At 40.6% G+C, this 15,364-nt stretch carries 15 protein-coding genes; 4 read left to right on the top strand and 11 right to left on the bottom strand.

Translation table 11 applies throughout. The features are described from left to right. Positions 1-31: 31 nt before the first annotated feature. The 4 genes from LIZ66_RS08470 to LIZ66_RS08455 all read right to left on the bottom strand — a co-directional run bounded on the left by LIZ66_RS08470 (position 32) and on the right by LIZ66_RS08455 (position 4,055). Positions 32-541: a shikimate kinase gene (locus LIZ66_RS08470; protein ID WP_118580886.1), complete on the bottom strand. Its 510-nt coding sequence runs from the start codon at positions 539-541 to the stop codon at positions 32-34. A 66-nt stretch (positions 542-607) separates the two neighbouring features. Further along, complete coding sequence (locus LIZ66_RS08465; protein ID WP_118580850.1) at positions 608-1,222, bottom strand: flavin reductase family protein; 615 nt, start codon at positions 1,220-1,222, stop codon at positions 608-610. 111 nt (positions 1,223-1,333) lie between these two features. Beyond that, the gene (locus LIZ66_RS08460) at positions 1,334-3,001 is read right to left on the bottom strand and encodes a putative manganese-dependent inorganic diphosphatase (RefSeq protein WP_148463040.1); all 1,668 of its coding nucleotides are present in this window, start codon (positions 2,999-3,001) and stop codon (positions 1,334-1,336) included. Between the two features lie 148 nt (positions 3,002-3,149). After that, positions 3,150-4,055, bottom strand: a complete 906-nt coding sequence (locus LIZ66_RS08455) for a S1 RNA-binding domain-containing protein (protein ID WP_173771296.1) — start codon at positions 4,053-4,055, stop codon at positions 3,150-3,152. 119 nt (positions 4,056-4,174) lie between these two features. Between LIZ66_RS08455 and LIZ66_RS19945 the strand changes: the two genes are divergently transcribed. Further along, positions 4,175-4,327 carry a DUF6783 domain-containing protein gene (locus LIZ66_RS19945; RefSeq protein ID WP_368361766.1) on the top strand — a complete coding sequence of 51 codons (153 nt, stop codon included), beginning with the start codon at positions 4,175-4,177 and terminating at the stop codon, positions 4,325-4,327. A 255-nt stretch (positions 4,328-4,582) separates the two neighbouring features. Here LIZ66_RS19945 and LIZ66_RS08450 read toward each other — a convergent pair whose 3' ends face one another. The 7 genes from LIZ66_RS08450 to dnaA form a co-directional block, all read right to left on the bottom strand. Beyond that, positions 4,583-5,032: a DUF1002 domain-containing protein gene (locus LIZ66_RS08450; protein WP_118580844.1), complete on the bottom strand. Its 450-nt coding sequence runs from the start codon at positions 5,030-5,032 to the stop codon at positions 4,583-4,585. Positions 5,033-5,718: 686 nt separating this feature from the next. Then, the gene (gene rsmA, locus LIZ66_RS08445) at positions 5,719-6,594 is read right to left on the bottom strand and encodes a 16S rRNA (adenine(1518)-N(6)/adenine(1519)-N(6))-dimethyltransferase RsmA (protein WP_173718496.1); all 876 of its coding nucleotides are present in this window, start codon (positions 6,592-6,594) and stop codon (positions 5,719-5,721) included. Between the two features lie 84 nt (positions 6,595-6,678). Continuing rightward, positions 6,679-9,339 carry a tetratricopeptide repeat protein gene (locus LIZ66_RS08440; protein ID WP_227200705.1) on the bottom strand — a complete coding sequence of 887 codons (2,661 nt, stop codon included), beginning with the start codon at positions 9,337-9,339 and terminating at the stop codon, positions 6,679-6,681. Positions 9,340-9,391: 52 nt separating this feature from the next. Then, positions 9,392-10,498 (bottom strand): DNA replication/repair protein RecF, encoded by a 1,107-nt coding sequence (gene recF, locus LIZ66_RS08435; protein ID WP_195992769.1) that lies wholly within the window; start codon positions 10,496-10,498, stop codon positions 9,392-9,394. 1 nt (position 10,499) lies between these two features. Continuing rightward, positions 10,500-10,715: an RNA-binding S4 domain-containing protein gene (locus LIZ66_RS08430; protein ID WP_021924414.1), complete on the bottom strand. Its 216-nt coding sequence runs from the start codon at positions 10,713-10,715 to the stop codon at positions 10,500-10,502. A 133-nt stretch (positions 10,716-10,848) separates the two neighbouring features. Next, on the bottom strand, positions 10,849-11,964 hold the full coding sequence (gene dnaN, locus LIZ66_RS08425) for a DNA polymerase III subunit beta (protein WP_173771302.1): 1,116 nt from the start codon (positions 11,962-11,964) through the stop codon (positions 10,849-10,851). 278 nt (positions 11,965-12,242) lie between these two features. Beyond that, complete coding sequence (gene dnaA / locus LIZ66_RS08420) at positions 12,243-13,607, bottom strand: chromosomal replication initiator protein DnaA (protein ID WP_173716653.1); 1,365 nt, start codon at positions 13,605-13,607, stop codon at positions 12,243-12,245. Positions 13,608-14,484: 877 nt separating this feature from the next. On the opposite strand from dnaA, the gene rpmH reads away from it, so the two are divergent. From rpmH to yidD, 3 genes are all read left to right on the top strand, one after another. Beyond that, the gene (gene rpmH, locus LIZ66_RS08415; RefSeq protein WP_005423866.1) at positions 14,485-14,619 is read left to right on the top strand and encodes a 50S ribosomal protein L34; all 135 of its coding nucleotides are present in this window, start codon (positions 14,485-14,487) and stop codon (positions 14,617-14,619) included. A 79-nt stretch (positions 14,620-14,698) separates the two neighbouring features. After that, positions 14,699-15,064 (top strand): ribonuclease P protein component, encoded by a 366-nt coding sequence (rnpA, locus tag LIZ66_RS08410; RefSeq protein WP_148463049.1) that lies wholly within the window; start codon positions 14,699-14,701, stop codon positions 15,062-15,064. Between the two features lie 73 nt (positions 15,065-15,137). Beyond that, a complete protein-coding gene (gene yidD, locus LIZ66_RS08405) occupies positions 15,138-15,362 on the top strand; it encodes a membrane protein insertion efficiency factor YidD (protein ID WP_118580820.1) in 225 nt (74 codons plus the stop codon). Positions 15,363-15,364 lie beyond the last annotated feature (2 nt).

The raw sequence follows: 15,364 nt of genomic DNA, 5'->3' as shown, positions 1-15,364 counted from the left end.
GACGCATTCCGCGAATAGTAACAATCTACAGTTACTTAATAACCCCTGTCTGTAGTGTTTCCAAAAGTGCCTGCAGACTTGCTTCCAAATCTTTCCCTTCTTCATCTACCACAATGTCTGCATATTTCTCGTATAAGGGAACTCGCTCCTCATATAAACTCTTCAAGGTCTGTCCTTCTTTCAGAAGAACTCCCCGCTTCTTAAGATTTCCAAGCCGTTTCTCAAGAGACTCCAGAGAAAGGCTGAGGTAAACTACCTTCCCAATTGATTTCAAGTGTTCCATGGCTTCACTGCAATATACCACACTTCCCCCAGTAGCAATTACAGTATTCTCTGTATCAATCGACGCATTTACGCGATTCTCAATGGTCTTGAAACCTTCTTCTCCTTCTTCATCAATGATCTGATAAAGACGTCTTTTTTCTTCTTTTTGTATTAAAAGGTCTGAATCTAAAAATTCGTATCCAAGTATTTTCGCAAGAACAACGCCCAGTGTGCTTTTACCTGCACCGGGCATTCCAATTAATGTTATATTATTCATTTTCATTCGATACTCCTTTAAATAATAACACATAAGAGCCATTATTGCAATCACATTAAAAAATTGTTACTGAGTTCGGTTTTTTAATGGGTGATTTTTAAGTTTCTGATTATGCTTTTTTCCTTTTTTTACGCTATATCCAAAGGTGCCCAGTTTCTTTCCAAGTCCCAGATATTCTCCATGGGAATACACCATCAGTTTTGACTGATTCAGCTGAAATTTATTATTTTTATCCATATAGGCTTCGTCCGCATGCACTGCAACTACTTCCGCAAGGAACATGTGATGAGAACCAAGCTTCTCAATTTTCTTAACTTTACATTCAATATTTACAGGAGCTTCACCGATCATTGGTGCCTTCACTTGATCCGCCTTTTCTTTGGTAAGATGAAGCTCCTGAAATTTATCAACCTCTCTGCCGGACCGCACGCCACAATAATCGGTGGCGTATGCAAGCTCTTCTGTGGTAAGGTTCAGAACGAATTCCTTCGTCTTGCAGATCATATCGTAAGAAAATCTGGTGGGACGAACGGAGATGCTTACCATTGGCGGGTTGGTACACACGGTGCCAGCCCACGCTACTGTTATTATATTATCATTACCCTCGCCATCTGTAACGCTGACCATCACAGCAGGAAGCGGGTAAAGCATATTGCCTGGTTTCCATGTCTGTTTTGCCATATTTTGCTCCTCTTTTATGTGAAAATTTCCCGTGCAAAGAACCATCTGCGTTACTTTTCACTTTGTGAGCAGTATCTTTTAACAGCCTCTTTGCCGGGAAAATCTTTATTATCAGTTAAAGTCATTTGCCATGATCTGTGCAGCTTCCATCATAGCCGGGATCATCTGTTTCTTACGGGAAACCACGCCTTTCAGGTGGAAGCACTTATCCTCCGGTTCCTGCTGGAATGCGATTTTTCCCATTTCCTCGCTGCCCTCGCCGTAATAAATTACATCTGAGGACTCGTCCATAATATTGGTTAACATAAAGTAAACACGGGTAATTCCATGGCGTCCGCACTCGCTTACCATAAATGGTTTCAGGCGAACTTTGATCTCCTGAAGTTCTTCCTCGTCCATGGAACTGATCTGTCCAACACCAAAAGCCACATTTCCTTCTGCAATAAATTTCTTGTAATCCTGATAGAAAATTTCTTCAGGTGCTTTATCCTTCAGATTGCTTCCAGCCTTGAACATTTCTCTTGCGAAATCTTCAATCTTAATGTCCGCGATCAGTGCAAGCGCACTTGCTGCGATCTTGTCCTGCTGGGTGCAGGTTGGGGAACGGAACATTAAGGTATCGGAAATAATGGCTGCACAGAGAAGTCCTGCAATCTTAGGCGGAATCTCCAGTCGCTGCTCGTCATAAATCCGGTAAAGGATTGTCGCAGTACATCCAACTGGCTCATTTCTGAAATTAATCGGCTTCATAGTTTCCAGAGAACCAAGCTTATGATGATCAATGATCTCCAGAATCTCTGCCTTCTCAATGTTATCAACAGCCTGGTCTTTCTCATTATGATCTACCAGAATTACCTGTTTCTTGTGCATGTCAAGGAAATTTCGTCTGGAAATGGTTCCCACACATTTTCCCCGCTTATTGATAACAGGGAATGCACGATGGCGGTGCTTGATCATAACATCCTGGATATCATCTGTGAAATCTTCAGTATTAAAAGTTACCAGATTATCTTTTTTCATCACATAATTTACCGGAATACTCTGGTTGATCATGCGGGCAATTGTGTAGGTATCATATGGAGAAGAGATAATGATGATCTGTCTCTCCTGAGCTTTCTTTATTACCTTCTCACTTACCTGAATACTCATTCCTACAATAATGCAGCTTACATTCAGTTCTATTGCCTTTAACTGATCTTCCTCACGGTTTCCAAGAATAACCATATCATTTTCTTCGATATAGTTCTTCATCACCTCCGGATCAGCAGTTCCAATAAGGATTTTCCCTTTGGTAAAATAGCCGTGACCGTTTCCTTCTACGATTTCACCGTCAAGAGTATCCCTGATCTTGTTATACTGAGTTCTGGCATTTGAAAGAAGATAGCTGTCCTTGGTATCCATGTAAACATCAGCAATATCGCCGATTGTTACAATTCCCTCCAGCTCATCCTCGCTGTTACAGATGGGAAGGGTCACAATGCCTTTATTCTGCATCATATCCCAGGCATTTTTCAGGGACATGGTACGGTCTGCATCCGGTTTTGGACGGATATCCATATCTTTTACCTGCGTTCCGATATTTCCCAGATAAGCCGGTGGCTGTACGCCAAAACGATTCAGTACATACTGGGTCTCTTCATTGATCTGACCGGCGCGTCTTGGAATATAACGCTTGGTCTGGGTGGTTCTGTTTTTGATATCTGCGTAAGCAATTGCCGAACAAATAGAATCCGTATCCGGATTCTTATGTCCCATTACAAATACTTTCTGATTCTTCATTCACATTCTTCCTTCCAAAATTCAGCTGACCTCTGCACACTTTTCATCTGTAAACAGAGTTTTTATTTCGGGTCTACTTCTCAAACACGCTCTACAGAAGATTTTCATTTTGGGCGATTGTCTTAATCGTCCAAATCTGCACTTTATATTAATTCAGTTTAATATTTGCAAATAAAGCTCCCAGAGATGTGGTTGCCTCTTCTCCGGACTGTGGGATTTCTATTTTCTCTTCTTCCACTTCTTTTGCCATCATATCAGTTGCTTCTTTGATACTCAGGCTCAGTTTTCCATCTTTCACTGCAGTTACTTTTACTTTCACCTTATCTCCAACTGCAAGAACTTCTGATGGTTTACGGATTCTCTTTTCGCAAATCTGGGAAATATGTACCAGTCCGGATACGCCGTTTCCAAGATCTACAAATGCGCCGTATGGCTGAAGGCTCTCTACAGTTCCTTCTGTTACAAAGCCTGGCTGGATATTGGAAATTTTATTCTTTCTTTCCTCTTCTGCTTTTTCCCTTAAAATTTCTTTCGCAGAAAGAATCAGTTTTTTGTCCTCTTTATTGACATCGATTACCTGAACCTGGATGTGTCTGTTCAGATATTCGTTGGTGTCTTCTACGTAATTCAAGGCCAGCTTGGAGGCCGGGATAAAGCCGCGCACACCTTCTACATAAGCAACTGCACCGCCGTTTACTACACCTTTTACCACTACATCAAGAACCTCTCCGGAGGCTTTCAGCTCTTTTAATTTGTCCCAAGCCAGGACGTCAGTAGCTTCAACTTTGGATAAAAGGATGTTGCCGTTTCCATCGTCTTTTCTTACGACTGTGGCGGAAACTTCATCTCCAGGGTGTACTTCTTCTTTAACGTTAAAGCCCGGCTCTCTACTGTAATCTTCTACCGGGATAATACCTTCTGCATAATATTTTAAATCTACAATAATTTCTTTATCATCTACACTCACAACTGTTCCTGTGAGAATGTCGCCTTCTTCAATTTTCTTAAAAGAAGCTTCAAGTTCTGCTTCGTAATCCTTCATTGTCTCTGCCATGACCTAGACTCCTTTGCCCCTGTTTTTGCTTCATTATAGCACACCGCTTATTCGTTGCAAATAAATTTTGGAATGTACATTCGAAAAAACACCGCTCTTTAAGCGTCAGAGTGTAATATCTGGCGTTTAAAGAGCGGCATATTCAGACAAATTTTCCCAAAAATTGTGACGCACATCTTGCAAAAAACCTTTTTCAAACACGCTCCAGAGCGTGCAGATTGCAGGAATACTTTTTCAAATACGCTCTAAAACGAGGAGTGCCCCGGCAGTAGCTGCCGGGGCGATTATTATGAAAAAATTTTATGTGTAATGGTGTCATTACAACGTCTTCTGTGTATGTTCTTTCGAACTGATTATATAGTATCAGATACTTATGAACAAAATACATGCAAATTGTTAACGAATAATGAACATTTGTTTTATTTGCACAATTTCTTCTTTCATTTTCCTCTTTTTTTATAAATTTACCACATTTGCATCTTTACTTTAATTTGGTAAAGTTATACATTTTGCACATTTTACGTTTCTCATTCGAATAATCCTTTTACAAATTCGATTAACTTCGACACAAGACCTTTGGCATCATCCTTTGTAACACCCATATCCTGCAGCTTACTGTATACAGAATTTACATCGCTTCTAAGAGCATCTTCGTCAATTTTTGCATCCAGAACCTTGCGTACTACAGAAACAAGGGAATCTACCTCTGAATCAGAAAGAGATACCCCAAAATGGTCTGCTGCCTGAGTTACAGCACTTCGTACCTGGTCATCTGTGATGTTCTGCTGGTCTACAAGATCCTTGGCATACATAATAATGTCTACTGCTTTTCCAGGGTCAGAAGCAAGAAAATCAATTCCACTGTCCAGAAGACTTTCTACTACTTCTGTATCACTGGATGCCATAACCGGCATCGGCATGGAACATGCAAGAACTCCTGCAAGGATAAGTGCTGCTGATTTTTTCATTTTTATCATGATAATTACCTCCTGATTGAATGTTGCTGTTCAAGACTTGCCCAGTAACGATTAAATGTCATCTGTTCAAATCTCTCCAGTAACAATTAAATAGCTGCTGTTCATGGTCTGACCAGCAATAGTTAATATTCTGTTCACAAACTGCTGGAATCTGGTCATATTTATGATCTGATTTCCTCATATCAAGTAATTTTCTTCTGAAATTTAATCAATACCGGAAATAAATCTTCCTCCAGATTCCAGCCCATTATACTACACCTTTTCCTTTTATTTGTAAAATGTATCTAAAAACTTTATAATCTTTTTATAACTAATCTCCAAAAACAGCCCATTTTTCCAGGAAGTTACAAATCTTTTCAAATTCGTTCACTAATTTTTCATAAGATAAACACGATTCTTTCAAACTTTCCCGATATACTAACATCATAAAAATAATAACAGCCAACATTATTTTTATAAAATTTCTTTTTCATATGTCAGTCACCCAAAAGTGATTGACTCTCCTTCCTTTTAAAAAATATATTTGAGACAAAATAAAAATCACCCGTCTAGCCACCGGGTGATTTTTATTTGTATAAGATTTATGCAGTAAATCATTTCCGAACATGTGAAGGATCACGGGAGCCGCAACGCTGCGAAGCAATCCGAAGATATCGAGAACGGGGCTTACGCCCCGTTCTTGATATCTATCTCAATTTATTAAATGCGTTTGCAAGATCAGCAAATTCTGCTAAAGTAAGCGCTTCGCCTCTCACATTTACCGGAATTCCGGTCTCTGCCATAGCTTTCTCAATTTCCTCTTTTGAAAAATCAAGCTCCTGGGAGTTCTTCAGTCCATTTACCAATGTTTTTCTTCTCTGATTAAAAGATGCCCGGATCAGCCTGAACATCAGCTTCTCATTGTCCACCTGCACTGGCGGCTCTTCATATCTCACAAGCTGGATAACAGCACTTCCCACCTTCGGTCTTGGCATAAAACAGTTTGGCGGAACATTCGCAATGATCTGCGGTCTGGCATAATACTGAACAGCCAGAGACAAAGCACCGTAATCCTTTGTTCCAGGACCAACCTGCATTCTGTCTGCCACTTCCTTCTGTACCATAATGGTGATTGAAGAAATGGGAACATGGTTTTCAAAAAGTCCCATGATGATTGGTGTGGTAATATAATAAGGCAGATTGGCAACCACCTTGATAGGCTTGCCCCCATTTTTCTCCTGTGCCAGCGCCGCAATATCAACTTTCAGGATATCCTCGTTGATCACAGTCACATTATCCCAGTCTTTCAAAGTATCATTTTCCAGAATCGGGATCAATGTCTTATCAATCTCTACAGCCACCACTTCTCTGGCTGCCTCAGCCAGATACTGGGTCATAGTTCCAATACCCGGTCCGATTTCCAGAACAAAATCATCCTTGGTGATCTTGGAAGCCTCGATTATTTTTTCCAGAACATGGGTATCGATAAGAAAATTCTGACCAAACCTTTTCTGGAAAGCAAAATTATACTTTTGAAGAACTTCAATGGTATATTTCGGATTTCCTAAATAAGGTCTGGTCATATTAATTTCCTCTTTCTTTTAAATTATTTAATCATTATCTGCAAATCACACAATCTGGGCAGCTGTCTGCAATTCCCCTATTACTTATTTTGCAAAATCTTTCTCATAAAGAACCGTAAATCCATCACGGTCTACTCTCTTTTTCTTATTAAACTTCAGAAGTCCGCCCTGGGATTTCGCCATTGCTGCGTCAAGCATTTCCTTAACTGCGCCAATGTTCATAGGCTGGTCTTCTTTCTGGTTCACACCGATCAGATTATACAATGCAAGCATTCCCATCTGGTCGATCTTGTAACCATTTTCCTTGGTGTAAACTCTTGCAAAGTTTACAAGTTCATCATTGGTAAATACCGGAATGTTGATCATGGATGTAAACTTCTTGGCGAATTTCGGGAATCTTGCAATCAGCTTACGCATTCCGATCTTCTCATCCTCAATGATCACAGTAAGTCCGTCTGTGCGGAACTCCATAGCCTTATCCAGAATATCTACTGTTTCCTGTGTCAGCTGGTTAGCATTCTCAATGACAAGGAAACCACCGCTAAGCTTGCCAATCACTTTCGTAATATCCATCTCGTTCAGCTGGTCGGCAAATACATAAGCCACCTTGGAAGCCGGCAGATTCAGCTCTTTACAGATTGCCGGAATCAAGCTTGCGATCAGTCTTGTCTTACCAGTTTCTTTCCCACCCATGACGATCACGTTTCCAGTCTTGGAGGTCTTATCAGCAGCCGCCATCTGCACATCGCAAAGTGCACTGATCAGCTGTTCCCGCATTCCCGGAACCTTTACAAAATATGTAAACAGCTTCTTCTCATCATCGGTGAGTGATTTCTCTCTTGGCACAATGTCAGATAGATTTCTCTTATCCTTTGGCTGAATAGAATCGATAAACTGTTCCAGTTCCTCTTCCTCGGAAAGAGATTCAGAAGACTCTTCTTCCTCTTCATCCTCATCAAAATCAAAGTTTTCGTCCTCAGAATCTTCCGGTTCTTCCTCTGCATCTTCCGTTTCAACCACATCATCTGCAGCTGGAGGCATATCCTCATCCTCTTCTTCGCCAATGCTCTCTCTGAGAAGCTTGGCAATAAATTCATCCTCAGACATGGAATCATCAGAAGGCTCTTCTTTCTCCTTATGTCCTGCCGGACCATTCATAAACTCATCCTCAGCAGCCTGAAGATCCTCTTCGGAAAGGAATTCCTCTTCCTCAAGTTCTACAACCGGCTTTTTCTGCTCTGGTTCTGGCTCGATTTCTTCCTCGTCCTCAGTGATAACTTCCTCTTCTTCCGGAATCTTCTCTACTTTTTCTTCTTTTACAGCTTTCTGAGGTTGCGTAGATATTTCTTTGGCGACTTCTACAATTTCTTTATTTTCTTCTTGAACTTTCTCTTCATCTACCTTCTCATCCGGAATTTCAATTCCCTGTGCAGAAGCAGCAGCAAGAATCGTATCCTCCAGATTGAAATTTGAAAAATCAAATGCAGGTTTCTCATCTTTCATTTTTTCCGCAGCATCAGCCTCATCACTGAAAAGGTTATTCTGTACAGGTGCCTTAGGAACCTCAATCTCTTCCGGTACCATATTCTTCATAGAATCCGGAATATTCAGTGTAGGCATTTTCAGGTTCTCAACAGGTGTTTCTGTTTCTGTGGAAAATGCGTTCTTCTCTTCTGCAGACTCTGAACGATCTGCATTCTCTAAACCTTCTGTATTCTCTTCGGAAACTGCTTCTGCTGATTCCTCCGCAGTCTCATCTGCTGTACTCACAGATTCTTCAGCAACATTCTCCTTGGTATTCTCCACTTTCACCTTGCCAGTTTCAGGCTCCAGCTCCGGTACACTTTCATATTCTTTCTCAGAAGCCGGATCACGAAGCATTTCTTCCTGAACCTCTTTCGTCTGCTCAGTGGAAACAATGCTGTCTTCCATTTCATCCATCTTACGGCTTCCAAAGATGTCACGAAGTCCTTTGGAAATTTTATCCTGAAGACTCTCTACGCCATCCAGATCCTCGCTCTTGATCTGAATACTTTCAATAGATTCGCTTCCCTGGTTCTCAGCTTTCGGTGCTTTCTCTTCTTCCTTGATGGTATCTGCTTCCTCAGGTTTCAGAAGCTTCGGTACAAACTGCTGTTCATACCGCTCTTTCTCCGCGCCAGTAAGAGCACCCATACGCTGTTTCAGGTCCATAGCCTTCATCACGTAGTTACCCTCGTTGAACCAGAGAATGATCTCGTTGCAAAGCTCCAGACATTTCTCTTTGTCACCATCCTGATAGTACAGTTTGGCAAGCTCGTAAGACCATTTTTCGGTAAATTCTTTCTCCTTATAATCCTCCAGAACCTTGATCTGCTCTGCAAGAGGAGCCTTTTTTTCTTTCAGGATCTTGTATTTCAGGATGTACTGCGTATTATCATTTGGCGCAACTTCCCTGTACTCCTGATAAAATTCCACTGCCTCGGAAACCTGTCCCAGCTTCAGGGAAACTTCTACAAGACGATAAAGAATGTTCTTACCAATGGAGGCTCTGTGATAAGCCAGCAGGAAAATTTCCTTGCTGTCCTCATAGCGTTTATTGGCAGCATAGATTTCACCAACCACACAAAGGGTACGAACATTTTTCACACGGCGCCAGTCAATGCTGTCTACAACATTCATGGCTCCCTTATAGTCTTTCTGTTCTACTAAATGGTTAATCTCTTCAAGTTTAACCCGAAATTCCTCTTTGTCCAAATTTTTCACCAACTTTCCATAGTTAATGCCAGTTTAGCATATCGCATACTACTTCGCAAGCTTATTTATCTGCAGGACCCCCCATCGGCTGATACACATGCCCTGCCACAACGTGAAACACTTTATTGATCGTAAACTGATGACTGACAAAATCATCCAGACCAGTACAGGTGATCATGGTCTGAATATCATGAATACTCTCAAGAAGATAATTCTGACGGCTGCTGTCCAGCTCCGAAAGGACATCGTCCAGAAGCAGAACTGGTTTATCATGAATGATCTTCTCCACCAGATAAATCTCCGAAAGTTTCAGGGAAAGGGCTGCTGTTCTCTGCTGCCCCTGCGAACCATATTTGCGGATATCAATTCCGTTCACAGCCACCATTAGGTCATCCCTGTGAGGTCCGGACGAAGTCATTTTCATCCGAAGATCCCGGTCTCTGTTGCGGAAAAGGCTCTCTTCCAAAGCCTCACTCTCCACGCTTGGTTCATATATCACTTCTATATTCTCAATACCGCCGGTAAGATTTCTGTGAATTTCCTTAATGATCTCATTAAGGGACTCCACAAATTCTCTTCTTTTGCCAATGATCTTACGGCCATAATTTACCAGCTGCATATCCCATACATCCAGAGTCGCTCCAAGATCCGGTCGCTTATACATATCCTTCAGCAGCTTATTTCTCTGATTCAGAACATGATTGTATCCGGCAAGATCTGTGAGGTATAGTTTATCCAGCTGACAAAGCTCCGCGTCCATGAATCTTCGTCGCTCTCCCGGACCGTTTTTGATAATATTCAGATCCTCCGGGGAAAAGAAAACCAGATTCACCACACCGAGAAGCTCTCTCGCCTTCTTTATGGGAAGCCCGTTGATTGCCACGCCCTTGGCCTTATTTTTCCGAAGGTGCATGTCAATCTTATAAGACATGGAATCTTTTCCCACCATCATGCGGATATGGGCTTCATCCTGTTCAAAGCGGATAATCTCCCGATCTTTGCTTCCTTTATGGGATTTGCTGGTTCCGCACAGATACACAGACTCCAGGATATTTGTTTTTCCCTGGGCATTATCCCCATAAAAAATATTGGTTCCTTTGTCAAAAGAAAGTTCCAGCGATTCGTAATTTCTGAAATTGCTTAATTTTATGGATTCAATATAAGCCATTTTACTCGTTTCCGGACAGAACCTTCACATCCTGGCCATTATAGGAAATAACGTCACCGCCATAAACCTTGCGGCCTCTTCTGGTATCTACTTCGCCATTTACTTTTACAAGTCCGTCGTTGATCACATATTTTGCCTCAACGCCGTCTGATACAAGGTCAGCAAGTTTCAGTGCCTGGCCAAGTTTGATAAATTCATCTCTGATTCTGATTTCCAATTTTCTGCCTCCACTCTTCTGGCATCACGACTGCAATTCGTTTTCGGACTGTCTCCAGCCATTATTTGCAGCCCGTGTTCACTTCCATTCCTCTTCCAATTGTCTGTTACGTTTCTCTCTGTGACAAGTGTCATTATCTTGCCTGGTTCTGATTTATGTTAACCGGAAGAATCAGATACGTGTAAGTTTCTTCCTCATCTCTGATAAAGCAAGGTGCTTTCGGATTCACCAGGTAAATGTCGATGGTCTCATCATCAATAACCTTCAGTGCATCGATCAGAAACTTGGGATTAAATCCGATCAGAATATCTTTACCCTCTTTCTCAATATCAATATCCTCGTTCATGGAACCCATTGCAGAATCAATCTTCAGCTCCATGCTGCCATCTGTAATGTGGATAATGATCGGTTTCTTATCTCCTTCTCTTACAAGGAGTGTGGCACGGTCGATACAATCCAGGAATTCTTTTTTGTTAATGGAAAGTTTGGTCTCATAATCGCTGGAAAGCATCTGGTCAATACGGAAATATTCCCCCTCGATCAGACGTGAAACTACCATAGTCTGGTCAAATTCAAATAAAATATGATTGTTTGTGAAGAAAATGCTGACTACATCATCCATTTCTCCGGATAAGATCTTACTGATCTCATTCAGAGTCTTGCCTGGAACTACAACCTTGCGGTCTGAATAGTCTTTCTTCAGAGGCATTTTGCGGATCGCAATACGGTGTCCATCCAGAGAGACAATTTTCAGACAATTATCCTTAATTTCAAACAGCTCACCAGTCATTAATTTGTTGTTATCGTTGACTGCAATTGAGAATATTGTCTGATAAATCATATTCTTTAATGTATATTGAGAGATAGTTAATGGTTCATCTCTTTCAATCATAGGAAGATATGCGAAATCTTCTCCTGATTTTCCAGGAATATTAAATTTTGCTTTCTCACAGGTGATAGTTGCAGCGAATTTTTCATCAGTTTTAATGGTAACATCGTTGTCTGGAAGTCTTCTGATGATCTCGTAAAAGATTTTCGCATTCAGGGCAACCATTCCTTTTTCTTCTATAGTACCTTCGACAATGGTTTCGATTCCAAGTTCCATGTCATTAGTAGTAAATTTGATCTGATTTGTTGTTGCATCAATCAGAATACATTCCAGAATTGGCATAGTTGTTTTGGATGGTACAGCTTTTAAGGAAATGCTGACGCTCTTCAACAAGTTACTTTTGGAGCAAATGATTTTCATAATGTGTATAACTTCCTTTCTGGAGAAAATGGGTTTTTCATTAAATATATTTAAGAAGATATCCGCCGTATCCGCCGTAGGGGGTGTGAATATGTGAAAAACTCACTTCCGCCCAGTGAATAAAAGGGTTTCGGGTATGGATAACTTCGTGTAAAAGCATTGGTTTAGAGTGTGAATAACCTGTGTAAAACCACATAAGCGATTTTGTCGCCAAAAGTTATTCACATTAATACACATAATGTCAACATCTTATACACATGAAATGTGGAAAAAATGTGTTAAGTTTGTGGATTAATTTTTTTCTTTAATGTATCAATGGTGTTCTGGAGCTGTTCGTTGTTCTGGAGCTCCTTTTCGATCTTTTCTACTCCGTGCATAACGGTAGTGTGGTCGCGATTTCCAAGATACTGTCCTACATTTTTCAGCGGGATCGCCAGAATTTCACGGCAAAGATACATTGCCACCTGTCTTGGCATCACGATCTTGGAACTTCTTTTATTTCCACAAAGATCGGCAGTACTTACATTAAAATGCTCTGCTACCATAGAAATAATGTAGTCTGCAGTAATCTGTTTATTTTCATTCGGTGCGACGATATCCTTCAGAGCCTGCTCGGCAAGTTCAAGGGTAACCTCTTTTTTCTCCAGTTTTGCATAAGCAACTACCTTATTGAAGGCACCTTCCAGCTCACGGATGTTGGATTTGATATTATTTGCAATATATTTGATAACATCTTCGCTTACATTGTAGCCGTCCATGTCTTCTTTTTTATGAAGAATGGCCATCCTGGTCTCGTAATCCGGCAGAGTAATATCCACGATCAGTCCCCATTCGAATCTGGAACGGAAACGCTCATCCAGAATTTCCATATCCTTCGGCGGTTTATCGGAAGATATGATAATCTGTTTGTTTGCACTGTAAAGGCTGTTGAAGGTGTGGAAAAATTCCTCCTGCGTGGATTCCTTTCCTATAATAAACTGAATATCATCAATGAGAAGGACATCAATGTTACGGTATTTCTCGCGGAATTTACTCATGGCGGTGTTATTTCCATTACGGATGGTCTCGATCAGCTCATTGGTAAATTCTTCACTTGTAACATAGAGAACCTTACTGTTATCATCATTTTCAATAATAAAGTGGGCGATGGAATGCATAAGATGGGTCTTGCCAAGTCCTGCACCACCATAGATAAACAGCGGATTGTACGTATTTCCCGGAGATTCCGCTACTGCCAGGGCTGCAGCCTGAGCCAGTTTGTTGTTGCTGCCCACGATAAAAGTATTGAATGTATATTTGGGGTTCAGATTTGCTTCTTCACATCTGGCCTTAAAACGGTTGTCCTGATCAGGTGCAGCGTCGGAAATGGATTTCTTCGCCGGGACGTCTTCTGGAAGGATAAATTTCACTTCGCAGTCGGTCATTCCGGTAACTTCGCTTATGGTAACCTGCAGAGGCAGTTTGTAATTCTTATTAATGTAGCTTAATCGCACCTGGTCGGAAGCGACGATGGTAACTACATTTCCACTGACATCATAAACCTTCAGGGGTTTCAGCCATGTGTCGAATCGAACATCGGAAAGATCGTGCTCCTTTTTCACAATTCCCAGGATTTCATCCCATTTTTCTATTACTGTGCTCATTTTTTCCTCCCGTACACATCTGATTGTTTCTTATATTAAATGATGCCGTCCGTCGGCGACATGTCCGTTTATCAAAATACCAGCTGGAAACAGGAAATTAGGGTGTGCCAGGCTAAATATACTGGAATTTTACTGGTATTTTGATAAACGGACATAAATATCCTTATATATATTATAATAAATCCTGTCTTTTCGCAACGACAAAATCTTATTTATATAGGAAATTTATGTGGAAAATTATGCACATTCGGAGAAAGAATTAAGATTGCTGTGGATTACCTAAAAGAATGAGGGGACGAGGAGGAAAATGTTGTTTTGAAGCTAAAAATAGGAAAAATAAATGGGGAAAAGTATAGAATTGTCCACAAAACATCCACAATTAAAAAAAATTGCAGTGGATAATAAAAAAATTCAAGGAAAAAAATGGGGGATATCTTGTGAATAAACTGGAAAGTTATCAACATTTTGTGTGTGGATAAATGTGGATAAATAGGTTGATAACCATTCTGGTTACCATAACATGGTTTTACGGGTTTCAATAATGAAAAATTATGTGTATAACTCTATCCACTGTCGAATCCCCTCGAAATATACTGTTTTTTGTGACATATGCGTTAAAATCAACAGTCAAAAGTGGATATTTTTGCTGATAATCCCCAGGTTATCCACAAGTTATCCACAAAATGTGGATAATGTTACGTAAACCTTTTCAAAATGACAGGTTATGCACAGTGTGGAAAACTTTGTGGATATAAAAAATTCTAGGAAAGCAAGAATTTTTACTTGACGAGAATGCCATTTATGAATATAATTGAAATGATGTTCTGATTAGGTTAATAATTTTAAATTCCATATAGATAAAGGAGGTGCTTTACCTATGAAAATGACATTTCAGCCGAAAAAAAGATCTAGAGCGAAAGTCCATGGCTTCAGAGCTCGTATGAGCACAAAAGGCGGACGTAAAGTATTAGCTGCCAGAAGATTAAAAGGAAGAAAGCAGTTATCTGCTTAAGACCGTTAAGACCGCAGTTACTGTGGTCTTTTCTTCTATACAGAAATAATTATTTCAATATCATATAAAGGAGAATCAGATGGAATACTCAGACTCCTTAAAGAAAAATAACGAATTCCAAAGGGTATACCGAAAAGGAACATCACAGGCAAATCGGTATCTGGTGATGTATGTGCTTGAGAACCATGACAGGCACATGGAGAATCGTCTGGGAATATCTGTAAGTAAAAAAGTTGGGAATAGTGTGGTACGCCACAGAGTCACCAGACTGATACGAGAGAGCTACCGCCTGAATGAAAGATCCTTCCGTCAGGGACTGGACATTGTAGTGGTCGCAAGACCAAATGCAAAGGACAAGTCCTATCAGGAGATTGAGAGTGCGCTTATGCACCTTGCAGGCAGAATGAAGATCCGCCGTGAGGCTGAGCTTCATGTGGAAGATTAAACGGTATTTGGGCAGTATTGTTGGTTCGGTAAAGGAGCGGCAATATTGAAACAGATTTGCAGGAGAAATTATCATGAGCAGATTTAGTCCAAGAAATATCATGATTCATATGATTCGTCTCTATCAGAAATATATATCGCCGATGAAGAGAACAAAATGTCCTTATATTCCCACATGTTCTCAATATGGTTTAGAAGCAATTCAAAAATATGGTGCGTTAAAGGGCGGGCTTCTTGCAGTGTGGAGAATTTTGCGCTGCAATCCTTTTTCACATGGAGGATACGATCCTGTGCCATAAAC

It is taken from the genome of Blautia faecis (assembly GCF_020554845.1).
In the GTDB taxonomy this organism is placed as follows: domain Bacteria; phylum Bacillota; class Clostridia; order Lachnospirales; family Lachnospiraceae; genus Blautia_A; species Blautia_A faecis.
This window is presented reverse-complemented; position numbering and strand designations above follow the sequence as displayed.

Coding starts and splice junctions, on each gene's coding strand:
- LIZ66_RS08470 (WP_118580886.1), bottom strand. CDS start 541: ATGAATAATATAACATTAATTGGAATGCCCGGTGCAGGTAAAAGCACA.
- LIZ66_RS08465 (WP_118580850.1), bottom strand. CDS start 1,222: ATGGCAAAACAGACATGGAAACCAGGCAATATGCTTTACCCGCTTCCT.
- LIZ66_RS08460 (WP_148463040.1), bottom strand. CDS start 3,001: ATGAAGAATCAGAAAGTATTTGTAATGGGACATAAGAATCCGGATACG.
- LIZ66_RS08455 (WP_173771296.1), bottom strand. CDS start 4,055: ATGGCAGAGACAATGAAGGATTACGAAGCAGAACTTGAAGCTTCTTTT.
- LIZ66_RS08450 (WP_118580844.1), bottom strand. CDS start 5,032: ATGATAAAAATGAAAAAATCAGCAGCACTTATCCTTGCAGGAGTTCTT.
- rsmA (WP_173718496.1), bottom strand. CDS start 6,594: ATGACCAGACCTTATTTAGGAAATCCGAAATATACCATTGAAGTTCTT.
- recF (WP_195992769.1), bottom strand. CDS start 10,498: ATGGCTTATATTGAATCCATAAAATTAAGCAATTTCAGAAATTACGAA.
- dnaN (WP_173771302.1), bottom strand. CDS start 11,964: ATGAAAATCATTTGCTCCAAAAGTAACTTGTTGAAGAGCGTCAGCATT.
- dnaA (WP_173716653.1), bottom strand. CDS start 13,607: ATGAGCACAGTAATAGAAAAATGGGATGAAATCCTGGGAATTGTGAAA.
- rpmH (WP_005423866.1), top strand. CDS start 14,485: ATGAAAATGACATTTCAGCCGAAAAAAAGATCTAGAGCGAAAGTCCAT.
- rnpA (WP_148463049.1), top strand. CDS start 14,699: ATGGAATACTCAGACTCCTTAAAGAAAAATAACGAATTCCAAAGGGTA.
- yidD (WP_118580820.1), top strand. CDS start 15,138: ATGAGCAGATTTAGTCCAAGAAATATCATGATTCATATGATTCGTCTC.